The 15300-nt window shown below is 57.9% G+C and carries 11 protein-coding genes; 8 read left to right on the forward strand and 3 right to left on the reverse strand.

The annotated features are described in order from the left end of the window. Positions 1 to 29: 29 nt before the first annotated feature. A complete protein-coding gene (locus tag IE102_RS10125; RefSeq protein WP_189486372.1) occupies positions 30 to 1049 on the reverse strand; it encodes a 4-hydroxyproline epimerase in 1020 nt (339 codons plus the stop codon). Between the two features lie 173 nt (positions 1050 to 1222). Beyond that, positions 1223 to 2137, reverse strand: a complete 915-nt coding sequence (locus IE102_RS10130; protein WP_189486373.1) for a dihydrodipicolinate synthase family protein — start codon at positions 2135 to 2137, stop codon at positions 1223 to 1225. Positions 2138 to 2221: 84 nt separating this feature from the next. Here IE102_RS10130 and IE102_RS10135 point away from each other — a divergent pair, with 84 nt between their 5' ends. Genes IE102_RS10135 through IE102_RS10150 form a run of 4 tightly spaced genes read left to right on the forward strand, consistent with a single transcriptional unit; the run spans position 2222 to position 5257 of the window. Next, entirely contained in the window at positions 2222 to 3448 is a 1227-nt protein-coding gene (locus IE102_RS10135) for an NAD(P)/FAD-dependent oxidoreductase (protein WP_189486374.1), read from the forward strand. A gap of 10 nt (positions 3449 to 3458) precedes the next feature. Next, the gene (locus IE102_RS10140; protein WP_189486375.1) at positions 3459 to 4637 is read left to right on the forward strand and encodes a M24 family metallopeptidase; all 1179 of its coding nucleotides are present in this window, start codon (positions 3459 to 3461) and stop codon (positions 4635 to 4637) included. 51 nt (positions 4638 to 4688) lie between these two features. Beyond that, complete coding sequence (locus tag IE102_RS10145; RefSeq protein ID WP_189486561.1) at positions 4689 to 4985, forward strand: ribbon-helix-helix protein; 297 nt, start codon at positions 4689 to 4691, stop codon at positions 4983 to 4985. A 14-nt stretch (positions 4986 to 4999) separates the two neighbouring features. Beyond that, positions 5000 to 5257, forward strand: coding sequence for a type II toxin-antitoxin system RelE/ParE family toxin (locus IE102_RS10150; RefSeq protein ID WP_229807690.1), 258 nt, complete (start codon positions 5000 to 5002; stop codon positions 5255 to 5257). A gap of 3 nt (positions 5258 to 5260) precedes the next feature. Here the strand turns inward: IE102_RS10150 and IE102_RS10155 are convergent, their stop codons facing one another. Then, a complete protein-coding gene (locus IE102_RS10155; RefSeq protein WP_189486377.1) occupies positions 5261 to 7015 on the reverse strand; it encodes a DUF885 domain-containing protein in 1755 nt (584 codons plus the stop codon). Positions 7016 to 7124: 109 nt separating this feature from the next. Between IE102_RS10155 and IE102_RS10160 the strand changes: the two genes are divergently transcribed. From IE102_RS10160 to recA, 4 genes are all read left to right on the forward strand, one after another. Then, complete coding sequence (locus IE102_RS10160; protein WP_189486378.1) at positions 7125 to 9539, forward strand: glycoside hydrolase family 127 protein; 2415 nt, start codon at positions 7125 to 7127, stop codon at positions 9537 to 9539. A 10-nt stretch (positions 9540 to 9549) separates the two neighbouring features. After that, entirely contained in the window at positions 9550 to 11136 is a 1587-nt protein-coding gene (locus IE102_RS10165; RefSeq protein ID WP_189486379.1) for a family 43 glycosylhydrolase, read from the forward strand. Positions 11137 to 11160: 24 nt separating this feature from the next. Continuing rightward, on the forward strand, positions 11161 to 13998 hold the full coding sequence (locus IE102_RS10170; protein ID WP_189486380.1) for a glycoside hydrolase family 127 protein: 2838 nt from the start codon (positions 11161 to 11163) through the stop codon (positions 13996 to 13998). Between the two features lie 189 nt (positions 13999 to 14187). Next, the gene (gene recA, locus IE102_RS10175) at positions 14188 to 15270 is read left to right on the forward strand and encodes a recombinase RecA (protein WP_189486381.1); all 1083 of its coding nucleotides are present in this window, start codon (positions 14188 to 14190) and stop codon (positions 15268 to 15270) included. The last annotated feature ends 30 nt before the right edge of the window (positions 15271 to 15300 follow it).

Genomic DNA, 15300 nt, shown 5'->3' on the forward strand with positions numbered 1-15300 from the left:
GGGGGATTTATGCGGATGTGTTACCGCTATCAAACGACCTGAAAGCCTTGCCAGAACGGGTCTTCGCGGTCAATCCAGATGGTGTTGAAGCCGGTAGACATGGCCGAGCCTTCGATGGACGGAATAATGGCGGCCACACCGTTCAGATCGACCTCTTCGGTCACCACGCCGGTAAAGCGGCTGGTGATATAGCTTTGATGTATAAAGGCTTCTCCGACTTTCAGCTTACCCTTGGCGTGCAGGTGCGCCAGTCTGGCCGAAGTGCCGGTGCCGCAGGGTGAGCGATCAATGGCGCGCTCACCATAGAATACCGCATTGCGACCGTGGGCCGGGTTGGGTTCACCTTCGGCGTTCTTTGGCTTGTCGGCCCACAGGACATGGCTGACGCCGCGGATGGTCGAATCAAGCGGGTGAACCGGCTCATAGACCTCGCGGACCAGAGTGCGGATCGTGCGTGACAGCTCGATGATTCGCGCCGCCCCCAGATCATCAAGGCCGGTATAGGGGCCGTCGGTGGTGGGCTCAATGATGGCGTAATAGTTGCCGCCGTAAGACACATCCAGCGTCAGGTGACCGAAATCCGGCACGTCGATCTCAATGCCGGTCTTGGCCAGATAGGCCGGGACATTAGTGATCTTGACCGCCGTGACCTTGGGGCCTTCGGACTTATAATCGATATTGATGATGCCGGCGGGGACTTCGAGCTTAAGCTTGCCCGGCGTGCGCGGGGTGATCAGGCCGTTTTCGAGCGCAAAGGTCACCATGCCGATGGTGCCGTGACCACACATAGGCAAACAGCCGGAAGTTTCGATAAACAGGATACCGGCGTCGGTGTCTTCGCGGGTCGGCGGATAGAGAAATCCGCCTGACATCATGTCGTGACCGCGTGGCTCATAGCACAGGCCGGTTCTGATCCAGTCGAAGCGGTTCATGAAATCCTGCCGCCGCTCGGACATGTTGCTGCCCGTAAGCAGGGGCGCGCCACCCGCCACAAGACGTACCGGATTACCGGCGGTATGACCATCGATGCAGAAGAAGGTATGACGCATGGGGCACCTCATAAAAAAGTTTCTCGATAAGATCGAGAATACTTTTTCATGTAAATCAATATCGACACATTCAGCCTCGGGGCGGCCCTTCGGCTGAACGAGAAACTTTTACCTCCCCGGCGTGCCGGGGAGGGGGACCAAGCCCGTATTGCGGGCTTGGTGGTGGTGGCTCTTTAGGCTGCTTTATGGATGCTCAAAGAGGGACGCGAAGCGGCGGCCTCTTCAACCATCTTGGTGACTTCAGCGCGGCGCGCACCCGTCAGCGGCAGGCGCGGCATACGCACGCGTTCCGAACCACGGCCCATGATCTGCTCAGCCAGCTTGATCGACTGAACGAGGTCATGATCGGCATCAAGGTGCAGCAGCGGCAGGAACCAACGGTAAATTTCCAGCGCGGTCTTCAGGTCGCCAGCTTTCAGAGCCTTAACCAGCAGAACCGATTCGGCTGGGAAGGCCGAGGTCAGGCCGGAGACCCAGCCCTGGGCACCCAGCAGCAGGCCTTCGTAAGCCACGTCATCCAGACCGGCAAAGATCGAATAACGGTCACCGAAAGCGTTATGGACATCGGTGAAGCGGCGGGTATCAGCGGCCGATTCCTTGATGGCGACGATGTTCTTAACCGGACGCAGGGCTTCCAGCGCATCGTTACCGATGTTTACGCGGTAGGCGGTCGGATTATTATAAAGCATGATCGGCAGCGAGGTCGCATTGGCCACCTGCGTGAAGTGCTCAACCAGTTCAGCGGTCTTAGGCACATAGACCATGGCCGGCAGCAGCATCAGGCCGGTGGCACCGATCTTTTCGGCGTCCTTGGCAAATGATACCGCGCGCGGGGTGGTCAGTTCAGAGGTGCCGACAACAACCGGCACGCGACCGGCGACGACTTCGACGATAGCGGTCAGGAGTTTACGCTTTTCGTCGGGCTCAAGAGAATTGTTTTCGCCGCAGGTGCCGAGCGCGATGATACCGGTGACACCGTCATTGATCAGGTCATCGACGACGCGCTGACTGTCAGCATAATCGATTGAAAGATCTTCGTTAAATTGCGTGGTAACGGCCGGAAACACACCCTGCCAATCGATTTTCATTTTATACTACTCCTGAGTCTTGTATAGGAACATATACCGTATACTATATGCGATGGTGTAATGCAACACAGATTGGTCGGTTAAATGAAGGCGATTGTGGTCGGCGGTGGCGTGGTGGGTTTGAACATCGCTCTGGCGCTCCAGAACAAGAATATCAGCGTTATCCTGCTGGAAGCCGAGCCGGTGCGCAAGGCCGCATCCTATGGCAATGCCGGACATATTGCGATCGAGCAGGTTGAGCCTTTGGCGTCGGTCGCCATGGTTAAATCGGCGTTTAAGCGCTGGTTTGCGCTGGGCGGGGCATTGTCGTTTCCGGCGGCCGGTTTTAGGGAATGGCTGCCGTTTTCGTTTCGGCTGCTTAAGGCCTCGGCACCCGCACAGTTTGCCAAAGGCAAAACCGCCCTGTCGGCCCTGATCGCGGAGGCCATGCCGGCCTGGAAGCGCAGGGTGGCGGACATAGGTGCGACTGACCTGCTGCGCGAAGACGGACACTTTGTTATATGGGAAACGCCGGAAAGTGCGGCTAAGGGGCTCGCGGACTGGAAGTCCACCGACACCGGCACGGCGCGCTTTCATGAGGCAACCGATGATGAAATGGCGCAGCTTACGTCCATTACCAAAGCACCGATCGCAGGCGCTATCCGGTTTGAAAACACCGGGCAGGTCAGCGACACCGCCCGTCTTCTGAAAACGCTGGAAGCGGTCTTTATTGAACGGGGCGGGGTGATCTACTATAAGTCCGTGGCCGCTCTTAACGTCGAAGGCGGGCAGGCTTTCGTAAAACTTAAAGGCGGAGAGATACTGACCGCAGATCGCGTTGTCATTAGTGCGGGCGTGGCATCAAAGACCCTGCTGGAGCCTTTGGGGCACCGCGTCCCCATCATTGCCGAGCGCGGTTATCACATTCAGACGGCGCAGCATGGCTGGCCGCAAAGCTTGCCGCCGGTGGTGTTTGAAGACCGCTCGATGATCGTGACGGGCTTTGAAAGCGGGCTGCGCGCGGCCAGCTTTGTGGAGCTTAACCGGCCTGACGCCCCCGCGGATGCGCGCAAGTGGCAACGGTTGCGTGGTCATGTGAAGGCGCTCGGCCTGCCGTTTGAAGGCGAGGGGGCGGAATGGATCGGATCGCGACCGACCCTGCCGGACTATTTGCCTGCCATCGGCAAAAGCGATAAGGCGGATAATCTTTATTATGCGTTCGGCCATCAGCACCTGGGCCTGACGCTGGGGCCGGTGACCGGTGAGATTGTGGCCGATATGGTCACGACCGGCCATGCGCCCAAGGCCTTTGATTTAAAACGATTTGCGTAAAGGACTAACTATGATTGGTGGATCGACGATTGAGGCCGAACTGGCCAAACTTAAGCCCCCTGTCGCGGCAGAGGCTATTTCTGGGGCGGAATATCAGGCGCGTATGGATAAGGCCCGCAAACTGACCCGCGACATGGGCGCCAAGGCGCTGCTGGTTGGGGCAGGGGCGTCGTTGCGCTATTTCGCCGGGGTGCCGTGGGGTGCGTCGGAGCGGCTGGTGGCCATGCTGCTGCCCGTGGATGGCGAGCCGGTCATTATCTGCCCGTTTTTTGAGCGCGGATCGCTTGAGGCCGATCTTAAAATTCCGGCGGAGTTGCGTCTGTGGCAGGAGGACGAAAGCCCTCATGCCTTGATCAAGCAGGCCATGTCCGACTGGGGCGGCGGGGTCATTGCCGTCGATCCGGCCCTGTCGTTTGAAATGGTTAGCCGCCTGATGCGCGAAACGGGACTGCCGATTCAGGAAGCCTCATCGGTCATCAATGGCTGCCGGATGTATAAATCCTCTGCAGAACTGGCCCTGATGCAGCAGGCGAAATCGATGACCGAGATCGTCCATAGGGCGACGGCGCGAATCCTGCGCGATGGTATCACGACGACCGAGGTGATCAACTTTATCGAGGCCGCTCACCGCAAGATGGGGGCGGCGGGCAATTCGTTCGTGATTGTGCAGTTCGGCCACGCCACCGCCTATCCGCATGGTCTGCCGGGTGTGCAGATCTTAAGCGAAAACGATCTGGTGCTGATTGATACCGGCTGCTACGTGCAGGGCTACACCTCCGATATCACCCGCACTTATATCTACGGTCAGGCCACGCCGGATCAACTGCGTATCTGGGATATCGAAAAGGAGGCCCAAGCGGCGGCCTTTGCGGCGGTCGAGGTCGGTAAGCCGTGCGAAAGCGTTGATTATGCCGCCCGCGCGATCCTTGAGAAACACGGTTTGGGGCCGGACTATAATCTGCCGGGCACACCGCACCGTACAGGGCATGGTATTGGGCTGGCGATCCACGAACCGGCCTACCTGGTGCGCGGGGATAAAACGCTTCTAGCCCCCGGCATGTGCTTTTCCAATGAGCCGATGATCGTGGTTCCGGAACGATTTGGTATCCGTCTTGAAGACCATATGTATGTCACCGAATCCTGTGCCAAATGGTTCACCGAACCGCAAGCGGCGATTGACCGATTGTAGGCTAGGTACTCACGGTGTATATACATCGTGAGTATGTTCGCGGAGGTCGCCATGTCCAAGGAAGCCGTCTTTACGCTGAAGATCGAGCCGGAATTGCGTGAAGCCTTTATGGCAGAAGCGGCCGCGGTGCATCGTCCGGCGTCGCAGATCGTGCGGGAGTTCATGCGCGATTATGTCGAGCAGCAGCAAAAGGCCCGCGAATATGATGACTGGTTCCGGGCTGAGGTTGAGGCCGGGCTGAAAGAAGCTGATGACCCCAATACCGTCTGGCATAGCCATGAAGACGTTGTGGCTGATATGGAGCGCCAGCGTCAGTCGTTCCTCGCCCGGATTAAGGCGGTAGAATGAGGGCTGTTGTCTGGATGACAGCAGCGCGCAACCGGCGCAATGAGGCTATGGAATATATCGCCAGTGACAGTCCGCAGGCGGCGTTATCGCAATTGGACGAAATTCAGCGTCAGACCCGGTTGCTGATGGATCAACCCAATATCGGTCGCCCCGGTCGTATCAAAGGGACGCGGGAACTGGTCATCCGCAACACGCCGTTCATTATCATCTATCGCGTCACGGATCAGGCGGTGCAGATACTCCGGTTTCTTCACACCGCCCAAAACCGATAAATATTAGTCTTTGCCTTCGTAGGGGCTGGTGCCGCCACGGGCGATGAACTTATCGATGGCCGAATCCAACACCGGCAGAGGCACAGAGCCCAGTTCCAGCACCGTGTCGTGGAAGGCGCGTATGTCGAACTTTTCACCCAGAGCGGCTTCGGCCTTGGCACGGGCTTTCCAGATCGCCATTTCGCCGAGGTAGTAGCTTAAGGCCTGACCGGGCCAGGCGATATAGCGGTCGGTTTCGGTGGTGATTTCGTGCTCAGACAGGGCGGTATTGTCGCGCATGAAGGCCATGGTCTGATCGCGGGTCCAGCCCTTGGCGTGGATGCCGGTGTCGACCACCAGACGGGCAGCGCGCCACATCTGATAGCTCAGCATCCCAAAATGTTCGTAAGGCGTATGGTACATGCCCATTTCAACGCCTAAGCGCTCAGAGTAGAGCGCCCAGCCTTCGCCGTAAGCGGAGATGTAGGTGTTCTGGCGGAATTCCGGCAAGCCTTTGTTCTCCATCGCCAGCGGCATCTGGAAGGCATGGCCGGGGGCCGATTCATGCAAGGTCAGCGCGGGCAGCGAATAGAGCGGACGCGCCGGCAGGTTATAGGTATTGACCCAATAGCCGCCGGGGCCGCCGCGACCGCCGGTATAGAATGGCGCCAATTCAGGGGCGACAGGGAATATGCCAAATCTCATGCGCGGCTGACGGCCGAAATATTTGCCGGAGACGGCATCAAATTCCTTGGCGGTCCAGGCGGCACGATCGAGCAGATCCTGGGGCTTCGTCACATAAAACTGCGGGTCGGTGCGCAGGAAGTTCAGAAACGCGGACAGGTCGCCCTGAAACTTGACCTCTTTCATGACGGTGAGCATTTCAGCCTTGATCTTGGCGACTTCATCGAGGCCGATCTGGTGGATTTGCTCCGGCGTCAGATCCAGCGTGGTATATTCGCGGCTTTGGGAGGCATAAAACGCCTTGCCGTCGGGCAGGTCATAGGCGCCGATTTTGGTCGTCGCCTTGGGCTCATATTCCTTGGTGATAAAGGTCAGAACCGACTGATGGGCAGGGATGACGCTTTTGGCGATGGCCTCAAGCGCCAGTTTTTTGAGTTGCGCCTGTTTGTCGGCGGGGATGCTGGCGGGCATGGATTTGAAGGGTTTGTAGAATGAGTTGTTCTCGCCCTTGGCATCAATCACGGTGGTCAGCGACACATCGCGCCCGGCCAGAGACACCTTCGGCACGGTAAAGCCACGCTTCATACCGCTACGCATATTGTCCATGTTCTGGCCGAAATAGCGCGGCATGTCGTTCAACTGGCGCAGATAATTGCGGTAGTCGGCCTCAGTCCGGTAGGTGCCGCCCGTGATGTAGTTGAGGTCGCTCCAGAACGACGTGTCGCCCGCCAGTGGACGCTCATAGGTCTTAAACTTTTGCGCGTTCGCCAGGGTTTCGATCTGAAAACGGTAGATCTGATAATCGACGGCGGCGGCTTCCGACAGTTTGGTTTTGTCGATGCCGTCCAGTTGTTTCAGCACGTTTTCCCAATAGGCCAGTTTCTTATCTTGCGCCGCCCTGGAGACGTCGGGCAGACCTGAGCCGCGCTGATCCGCCGGGATATCTTCGCTGACCGACATTTGCTGGCCGCGCCATGTCCATTCGGCCTTATATATAGACTCAAATTTCGCGTCGGTGGCGGCGTCGGCTAGGGCGGTCATGGGGCTTATGGTCATAATGGCAACCAGAGCGGTGGCGGCGAGCAGGGCTTTCATCGGACGCGTAACCTCATATTAGATCAAAACAAAGTGGGTTGACAATTGTATACAGTATAATGATGTTGGTGCAACTGTCTGACTATTCAAAAAGCGAGGCCGCTTCCCTATGTCCCGACCCGTTCTTTTCACCGACCGTCGCGCCCTGTTGCGCGGTGTGGCCGCAACGACCCTGCTGAGCGGTGTGGCCGGACAGGCGCTGTCCGCGCCCGCTGCATTCCCTTCAACCGCCAGCGCCGTGCCGATGAAGGATGTGCGCCTGCTGCCGTCGCCGTTCCTGAACGCGGTTGAGGTCAATACCAAGTATCTGATGGTACTTGAGCCTGACCGCCTGCTGCATAACTACCATAAGTTTGCAGGCCTGCCGGTCAAGGGCGAAATCTATGGCGGCTGGGAATCAGACACGATTGCCGGGGAAGCCCTGGGCCACTATCTGTCGGCTCTGTCGCTGATGTACGCCCAGACGGGCAACACAGAGTGTATTACGCGCATCAACTACATCATTGCCGAACTGAAAAAAGTTCAGGCCGCCCACGGTGATGGCTATGTTGCGGGCTTTATGCGTAAGCGCAAAGACGGCACGGTCGTGGATGGCAAGGAAATCTTCCCCGAAATCATGGCCGGTGATATTCGCTCGGCCGGGTTTGACCTCAATGGCTGCTGGGTGCCGTTCTATAACTGGCATAAGCTCTATGCAGGCCTGATGGATGTGCAGGCCCTGACCGGCAATGATGCGGGTATCCCGATTTTGGTCGGCCTTGGCGGCTACATCGAAAAGGTGTTTGCGGCCCTGAATGACGAGCAGGTTCAAAAGGTTCTGGCCTGCGAATACGGTGGCATCAACGAATCCTTTGCCGAACTTTATGTGCGCACCAAGGATGCCCGTTGGCTGGCTTTGGCTGAGCGCATCTATGACAACCGCGTCCTTGATCCGCTGAAAGCCGGTGAGGATAAACTGGCCAATTTCCACGCCAATACCCAGGTGCCAAAGCTGGTCGGGCTGGCGCGGCTTTATGAGATCACCGGTAAGCCGGAATATCAAAAGGCATCGTCGTTTTTCTGGGAGCGGGTGGTCAACCACCATTCGTTTGCTATTGGTGGTAATGCCGACCGCGAATACTTCTTCGAGCCGGACACCATTTCGGCCCACATTACCGAGCAGACCTGCGAAAGCTGCAACACCTATAATATGATGAAGCTGACGCGCCATCTCTATAGCTGGTCGCCGCAGGCCTCCTATTTTGACTATTATGAGCGCGCACACCTGAACCACATTCTGGCGCACCAGCATCCTGAAACCGGCATGTTCACCTATATGATGCCGCTGATGTCGGGCATGGCGCGGGAATATTCGACCCCGTTTGATTCGTTCTGGTGCTGTGTGCTGTCGGGGATCGAGAGCCATTCCAAGCATGGTGACTCGATCTACTGGGAAAGCGGTGATACGCTGTTTGTGAACCTGTTTATCCCCTCTACCCTGAACTGGGCGGCGAAAAAGGCTGAGTTCGAGCTTCTGACTAAGTATCCCTATGAGGGCAATATCGCGCTGAAGCTCAAGCGCGTGCAGGGGGCGAAAGCCTTCACCGTCGCGGTGCGGATTCCGGCATGGGCTAAATCCAACACGCTTTTGGTCAATGGCAAACCGGCGCTGGCTAAAATGGATAAGGGCTATGCCCTGATCACGCGCACATGGCGCTCCGGCGATGTGGTCACGCTTGATCTGCCGCTTGATCTGCGGTTTGAAGGCACGGCGGGGAATGATAAGGTCGTGGCGCTGATGCGTGGGCCGATGGTTATGGCCGCTGATCTGGGGCCAGCGCCTAACAAGGACGAAGACCCGGAATATAAGGGCGATGCACCCGCTCTGGTCGGAGCGGATCTGCTGGCTGGTATTGTGCCGGTATCGGCAACCGAGGCGGTCTATAAAACCAATGGTATTGGCCGTCCGGGCGACCTGACGTTCAAGCCGTTCTATGCGCAGTATGAGCGCCGCAACGCCGTCTATTTCAACCGCTATAATGATGCCGAATGGGCGACGGCTCAGGTCGCCTTCCGCGAAGAGCAGGCCCGTCTTAAGGAACTGGCGGCGCGGTCGGTCGATGTCATGTATCTGGGCGAAATGCAGCCGGAACGGGATCATAATCTGACGACCGGTGGTAATTCCTATCCGGTCGTTTATCGCGGTCGTAAGGGGCGCGATGCCCGCACCATGGGCTTCTTCCAGTTTGATATGAAGGTCACCAAAGACGGCAAGGATGCCGGGCCGTTAGTGTTGCAGGCGACCTATTGGGGTTCGGAGTTCAACCGCAGCTTCACGATTGAGATCGATGGCACCGTCATCGCCCATGAACGTCTGTCGGGCCGTCAGCCAGGCGACTGGATCGACGTCAGCTACCCGATCCCGCACAACCTGACCAAGAGCAAACAAAAGGTCACGGTCAAGTTCAACCCGCAGGAAGGCAAGACCGCCGGGCCTGTGTTCGGCGTGCGTTTGTTCACCACGGCAGCTGCCAAAACGGCTTAAGGATCACATTATGAAACGTCTCGCGGCTTTAAGCCTTTTGCCGCTCATTGCGGCGTGCGCGCCCACCGTAGCCCAAACGGCGCTGGAAACCCGTCAGGTCACAGCCCCCCATAACCCGATCCTGTCGGACGGAGCGGACTATACGACCGATCCGGCGCCGCTGGTGGTGGGCGATAAGTTCTATATCCTGACCGGCCGCGATATGGCGGAACCGGGCGTCAATGACTTCATCATGCCGGAATGGCAGATGCTGGAAACCAGTGACCCCAAGTCGGGCCAGTGGACCCACTATCCGCATTTTGTTAAGCCCAACGATGTCTTTAAGTGGGCGACACCGGGCCGCGCCTATGCCGCTCAGATCGTGCAGGGGCCGGATAAGAAATTCTATCTCTATGCGCCGGTGATGCAGCAGGGGTCGACCAACAAGGACGGCTTTGCCATCGGCGTCGCCGTGTCAGACAGCCCGACCGGGCCGTGGGTCGATGCCCATCCGTCAGGGCCGGTGATCTCGCAGTCCTATCCGGTCGCCAATGACATTCAGAATATTGATCCGACCATATTGGTGGACGAAGATCAGCGCATCTACCTCTATTGGGGCACGTTTGGCCGCCTGAAAGGCGTCGAGCTTGAGGCTGACATGGTGACCTTTAAGGGCAAGCCGGTTGATGTGAACACCCTGACCGGTTTCTTTGAGGCCCCGTGGATTTTCAAGCGCAAGGGCACCTATTACATGGCCTATGCCGGTAATAAGGCCGGGCCGGATTCCGAATGTACCGAAGCCGTTTACTACGCCTGCATCGCCTATGGCACCGCCAAATCACCATTAGGGCCGTGGACTTACCGCGGCGTGATGCTCGATCCGGTATCGTCAACCACGTCGCATCCCGGTATTGTTGAATATAAGGGTGAGTGGTACATCGCCTATCACAATGCCGACGCCAAAAATGGCGGCCATTTCCGCCGTTCGGTCGCCCTCGATAAGTTCACATGGGACGACAGCGTGTCACCGCCCGCCATTGAATTGGTAGAGACCACCAAGGCCCCGCCACCGGCACCTGTCCCGACCCGCAACTTAGCCCCCGCCGCTCGTATCGTGGCCTCTAACTCGCCCGTGCCGGTGCAATACTGGATCAAGGCGCTCAATGACGGCAAGGTGCGCGAAGCGCCGCTGCCGCCCGACACTTGGGGCACCTGGTCGCCCAATAACCCCAAGCAGCAATGGGTAGTGTACCAGTGGGAACAGCCGCTGAAGTTCAATGGTTCACGCCTCTATTTCTGGGGTGATCAGCCCGCCGGTTCCGGTATTGGTGTCGCGCCGCCCAAGGCCTGGCATCTGGAATACTGGTCGGATACCGACAACAAATGGACGCCGATCAGCGCCCAATATCCGACCGCGACGCTCAATACTTTCAACGAGGTGGCTTTCCCGACCGTAACTACGCGCTGTCTGCGGGCCGTGTTTGACGCCTCGACTGATGGCAAGTCTTACGCCGCCGTCGCGGCTCAGGAATGGGAAGCCCTGTACCCCAAGCCGGTGCTGGTCGAAGCGGCCGACACCAAGCTTGCGGCCTCTGCGACCTGCGTCCCGTCCGAATAATTCTGTTAAATAAAGACCCATATCATGACCCGCAAATTTACCGCCGATATCAACCCTCATCTGTGCCAGCCCGATTGCCGCTGCCTTGACCGGCGGGGCTTTCTGGCGGGTGCTGCGGGCGCGTCTGTGGTTGGCGGGTTAGGGCTTGGGGCCTCATTTGCCTTTGCCGACACAACCGTGGTCAATCTGGCCAAGGTGGCCACGCCTTCGACCTCGTTCATGTCCGGTGATGGCAAGCTGACCGCGCTCAATGACGGGGTTGAGCCTAAAAACTCAGCCGACAATGCCGCCACCTCTTACGGTAACTGGCCCAAGACTGGCACGGAATGGGTGCAGTATGACTGGAGCCAGCCCATCACGACCAACAAAGTCGATGTCTACTGGTGGATCGACGGGCAGGGCGTGGGCGCACCGAAATCGTGCCGCGTGCTCTACTGGAACGGCAAGGCCTTCGTACCGGTGCCCAACGCCAAAGGTTTGGGCGTCAAGGCCAATGGCTACAACACCACCACCTTTGATGAGATCACAACCGACAAACTGCGCCTTGAGATCGTCTCGGACGGTAAGATGTCAACCGGCGTGCTGGAATGGAAGGTCTATAGCTTTGGCGTCGTGCCGGCGTTCGCGCCGGTCGTGGTCGCCGGTGTTGACCGCACCGTCATCATGGGCGGCAAGACCTATCTGATGGGTAAGGCCGACTGGCTCAATCCCGGTGCCGAAACGGGCAGTTTGTGGCGTAAGGTCTCCGGTCCCGGTCAGGTCAGCTTTGCCGATGCTCTGTCGGCGGATACGACCGCGACGTTCTCGGAAACCGGCGACTATGTGCTGGAACTGGCCGCCCATTCCGGTCAGCGGATCACCACCTCACGCCTGCGGGTACGGGCTCAGGCCGCCCCGCCGAAGGAGCGCCTCGATGTGGTCTATACCCGCCGCTACAGCCTCGACAGTCCGCTGTGGAACGCGCGCGCCAAGTCTTTGATCGTTAACTGGATTCCGCACTGCATCAATTACTGTGAGCGCACCGATCTGCCGACGGGGCAGGGCGGTATCGACAACTTCATTGAGGCCGCCAAGGCCAATCGCGGCGAACCGCACGGCCCGCATAAGGGCCTTGTCTTCTCGAACGCCTGGGTGCTGCAAACGGTTGAGGCCATCTGTATCGCCCTGATGGTTGACCCGCAAGGCGATGCCGACATGATGAAGGCGCAAGTCCACATGAAGGCAACGCTGGAGCGCTGGATACCGCCGATTCTAGCCGCGCAGGAATCCGACGGTTACATGCAAACGGCTAAGACACTGGCGCCACCGGGCGCGTGGGATAAGCGCTGGGACCCTGCCCACCGCGCCGACCACGAAGGCTATATCGCCGGTTATTTCATCGAATCGGCCATCAATCACTACACCCTGACCAATGGGCAGGATGTGCGGCTTTATAATGGTGCCAAGAAACTGGCTGACTGCTGGGTCGCTAATGTCGGCCCCGGTAAGATCGAATGGTTCGATGGCCACCAGGAGATGGAGCAGGCGCTGGTGCGTTTTGGCCGCTTCGTCAATGACATGGAAGGTAACGGCCGCGGCGATGCCTATATCGCTTTGGCGCGATTCCTGCTCGAATCCCGCCAAGGTGGCCATGAATATGACCAGAGCCACCTGCCGCCCGAAAAGCAGTACGAAGCCGTCGGCCATGCCGTCCGCGCCGTTTATTCCTATTCCGCTATGGCCGATATTGCCGCCGAAACCGGTGATGTCGATTATCAGAGCGCGGTCATGTCGCTGTGGGACAATATCGTTAATCGCAAATACTATGTCACCGGCGGCATAGGCTCAGGCGAAACCGCCGAAGGCTTTGGCGCGGACTATTCTTTGCGCAATAATGCCTACTGCGAATCCTGTTCGTCGGCGGGGGAAATCTTCTTCCAGTATAAGCTCAATCTTGCCTATCACGACGCCAAGTACGCCGACCTCTATGAGCAGACCATGTATAACGCCCTGCTGGGGGGCACCGATCTCAACGGCACCAGCTTTGGCTACACCAATCCGCTCGTGAATACGGAGCGCACCCTGTGGCACGTCTGTCCGTGCTGTGTTGGCAATATTCCGCGCACACTTTTGATGGTGCCGACCTGGACCTACGTCAAGGATAAGGCGGGTATCTACGTCAACATGTTCGTCGGCTCAAAGATCGTGGTTGATCGTGTCGCCGGCACAGATGTTGAGATGGTGCAAAAGACCGATTATCCGTGGAACGGGGCGGTCTCGATCACCGTCAATCCGAAAGAGACCAAAACCTTCACGGTCTATGTCCGCATCCCGAACCGCAAGACTAGCGATCTCTATACCCTGACTCCGGCGGTCAGTGGCGTGAAATCGTTCAAGGTCAACGGTAAGGCCGTCACGCCGACCATCGAAAAAGGCTATGCCGTCGTCACCCGCGAATGGAAAGCCGGTGACCGTATTGAGCTTGACCTGCCAATGGCGCCGCAACGCATCCATGCCGATGAGCGCATTGAGGCCGATCGAGGCCGGGTGGCGCTGGGCTACGGCCCGCTGGTTTACAATGTCGAAAAAGCCGATCAACCCAATATCGAGCAGGCTTTGAGCGGTGCGGCCATTAAGGCGGAGTGGCGCGGCGATCTGCTGGGTGGGGTCATGGCCCTGACCGGCAAGTGGCAGGACGGCTCGCCCATGCTGGCGATCCCGAACTATGCGCGCATGAACCGGGTGGGTGAAGCGGCGGCTATCGGCAGCGGCGATGTCGACTTTGCGCCCGGTGCGACCACACCGGCGGCTCAGGCGCAGGTCGGCCCACGGGTGCGGGTGACAGGGTTACAGTCTCAGGTCTGGATACGCGACAAGGTATAAGGCATTAAGGGGGGGCGGCAACAATCGTCCCCCTAATTTTTTGAATCCATTCAGATAATAAAATGTTCCAAATTTTTTGCGAGAACATATTGCGAACTTGGAACAAATGGGGTACGAATTGGGTGTCGCAAAGATTTCGAGATTTAGGGCAGCCCTGAATGGGAATCGTGACATAGGGAAGGGATTGGTATGTCGCAAGCGGTATTGAAACTCGTGGGAAAAGACGAAGCAGAAAAACAACGCGCCCTGGAATCGGCGCTGGCGCAAATTGATCGCGCCTTTGGTAAGGGCTCAGTGATGAAACTGGGCGCGTCGGGCAAATTTGCCGAAGTGGAGTCTATATCCACCGGCTCACTGGGCCTCGACATCGCGCTCGGTATCGGCGGCTTGCCGAAGGGCCGCGTGATTGAAATTTATGGGCCAGAATCGTCGGGTAAGACGACGCTGGCTCTGCATACGGTTGCTGAAATTCAAAAAGCTGGCGGTACGGCGGCGTTTGTGGATGCCGAACACGCCCTTGATCCCGCCTATGCCCAAAAGCTGGGTGTGAATCTGGATGAGCTTTTGGTGTCGCAGCCCGATAATGGTGAGCAGGCGCTGGAAATCACCGATACGCTGGTGCGCTCAGGTGCCGTTGATATCGTTGTGATCGATTCGGTGGCGGCTTTGACACCGCGCGCCGAAATCGAAGGCGATATGGGTGACAGCCTGCCCGGCCTTCAGGCGCGTCTGATGTCGCAGGCTCTGCGTAAGCTGACCGGCTCGATCTCTAAATCAAAATGCATCGTGCTCTTTATCAACCAGATCCGCATGAAAATCGGCGTCATGTATGGTTCGCCCGAAACGACGACCGGCGGTAATGCGCTGAAATTCTATGCTTCGGTGCGTCTGGATATCCGCAGCATCGGTAAGATCAAGGTCCGCGACGAAATCATCGGCAACAATGTCAAGGTCAAGGTCGTCAAGAACAAGGTCGCCCCTCCGTTCCGCGAAGTCGAATTTGATATCCTTTACGGCGAAGGTATCTCCAAGCTGGGCGAAATCATCGATATGGGCGTCAAGGCCGGCATCGTTGAGAAATCCGGGTCGTGGTTCTCCTATAATTCGACCCGTATTGGTCAGGGGCGCGAAAATGCCCGTGAATTCCTGAAAGCCAATCCGGCCATGGCGAATGAAATCGAGATGGGTGTCCGCAAAAAGACGGAAAAACTGTCCGAAGATCTGCTGGGCACTCCTGAACCGGACGCTAATGAGGGCGATGAGTCGCTGTAAGGCATTCGGTTAGGGCGCGGGGACGAATCC

This window comes from Asticcacaulis endophyticus (assembly GCF_014652575.1).
GTDB classification, from domain to species: Bacteria; Pseudomonadota; Alphaproteobacteria; order Caulobacterales; family Caulobacteraceae; genus Asticcacaulis; species Asticcacaulis endophyticus.

Coding starts and splice junctions, on each gene's coding strand:
- IE102_RS10145 (WP_189486561.1), top strand. CDS start 4,689: ATGTCCAAGGAAGCCGTCTTTACGCTGAAGATCGAGCCGGAATTGCGT.
- recA (WP_189486381.1), top strand. CDS start 14,188: ATGTCGCAAGCGGTATTGAAACTCGTGGGAAAAGACGAAGCAGAAAAA.
- IE102_RS10135 (WP_189486374.1), top strand. CDS start 2,222: ATGAAGGCGATTGTGGTCGGCGGTGGCGTGGTGGGTTTGAACATCGCT.
- IE102_RS10165 (WP_189486379.1), top strand. CDS start 9,550: ATGAAACGTCTCGCGGCTTTAAGCCTTTTGCCGCTCATTGCGGCGTGC.
- IE102_RS10130 (WP_189486373.1), bottom strand. CDS start 2,137: ATGAAAATCGATTGGCAGGGTGTGTTTCCGGCCGTTACCACGCAATTT.
- IE102_RS10125 (WP_189486372.1), bottom strand. CDS start 1,049: ATGCGTCATACCTTCTTCTGCATCGATGGTCATACCGCCGGTAATCCG.
- IE102_RS10170 (WP_189486380.1), top strand. CDS start 11,161: ATGACCCGCAAATTTACCGCCGATATCAACCCTCATCTGTGCCAGCCC.
- IE102_RS10155 (WP_189486377.1), bottom strand. CDS start 7,015: ATGAAAGCCCTGCTCGCCGCCACCGCTCTGGTTGCCATTATGACCATA.
- IE102_RS10160 (WP_189486378.1), top strand. CDS start 7,125: ATGTCCCGACCCGTTCTTTTCACCGACCGTCGCGCCCTGTTGCGCGGT.
- IE102_RS10140 (WP_189486375.1), top strand. CDS start 3,459: ATGATTGGTGGATCGACGATTGAGGCCGAACTGGCCAAACTTAAGCCC.
- IE102_RS10150 (WP_229807690.1), top strand. CDS start 5,000: ATGACAGCAGCGCGCAACCGGCGCAATGAGGCTATGGAATATATCGCC.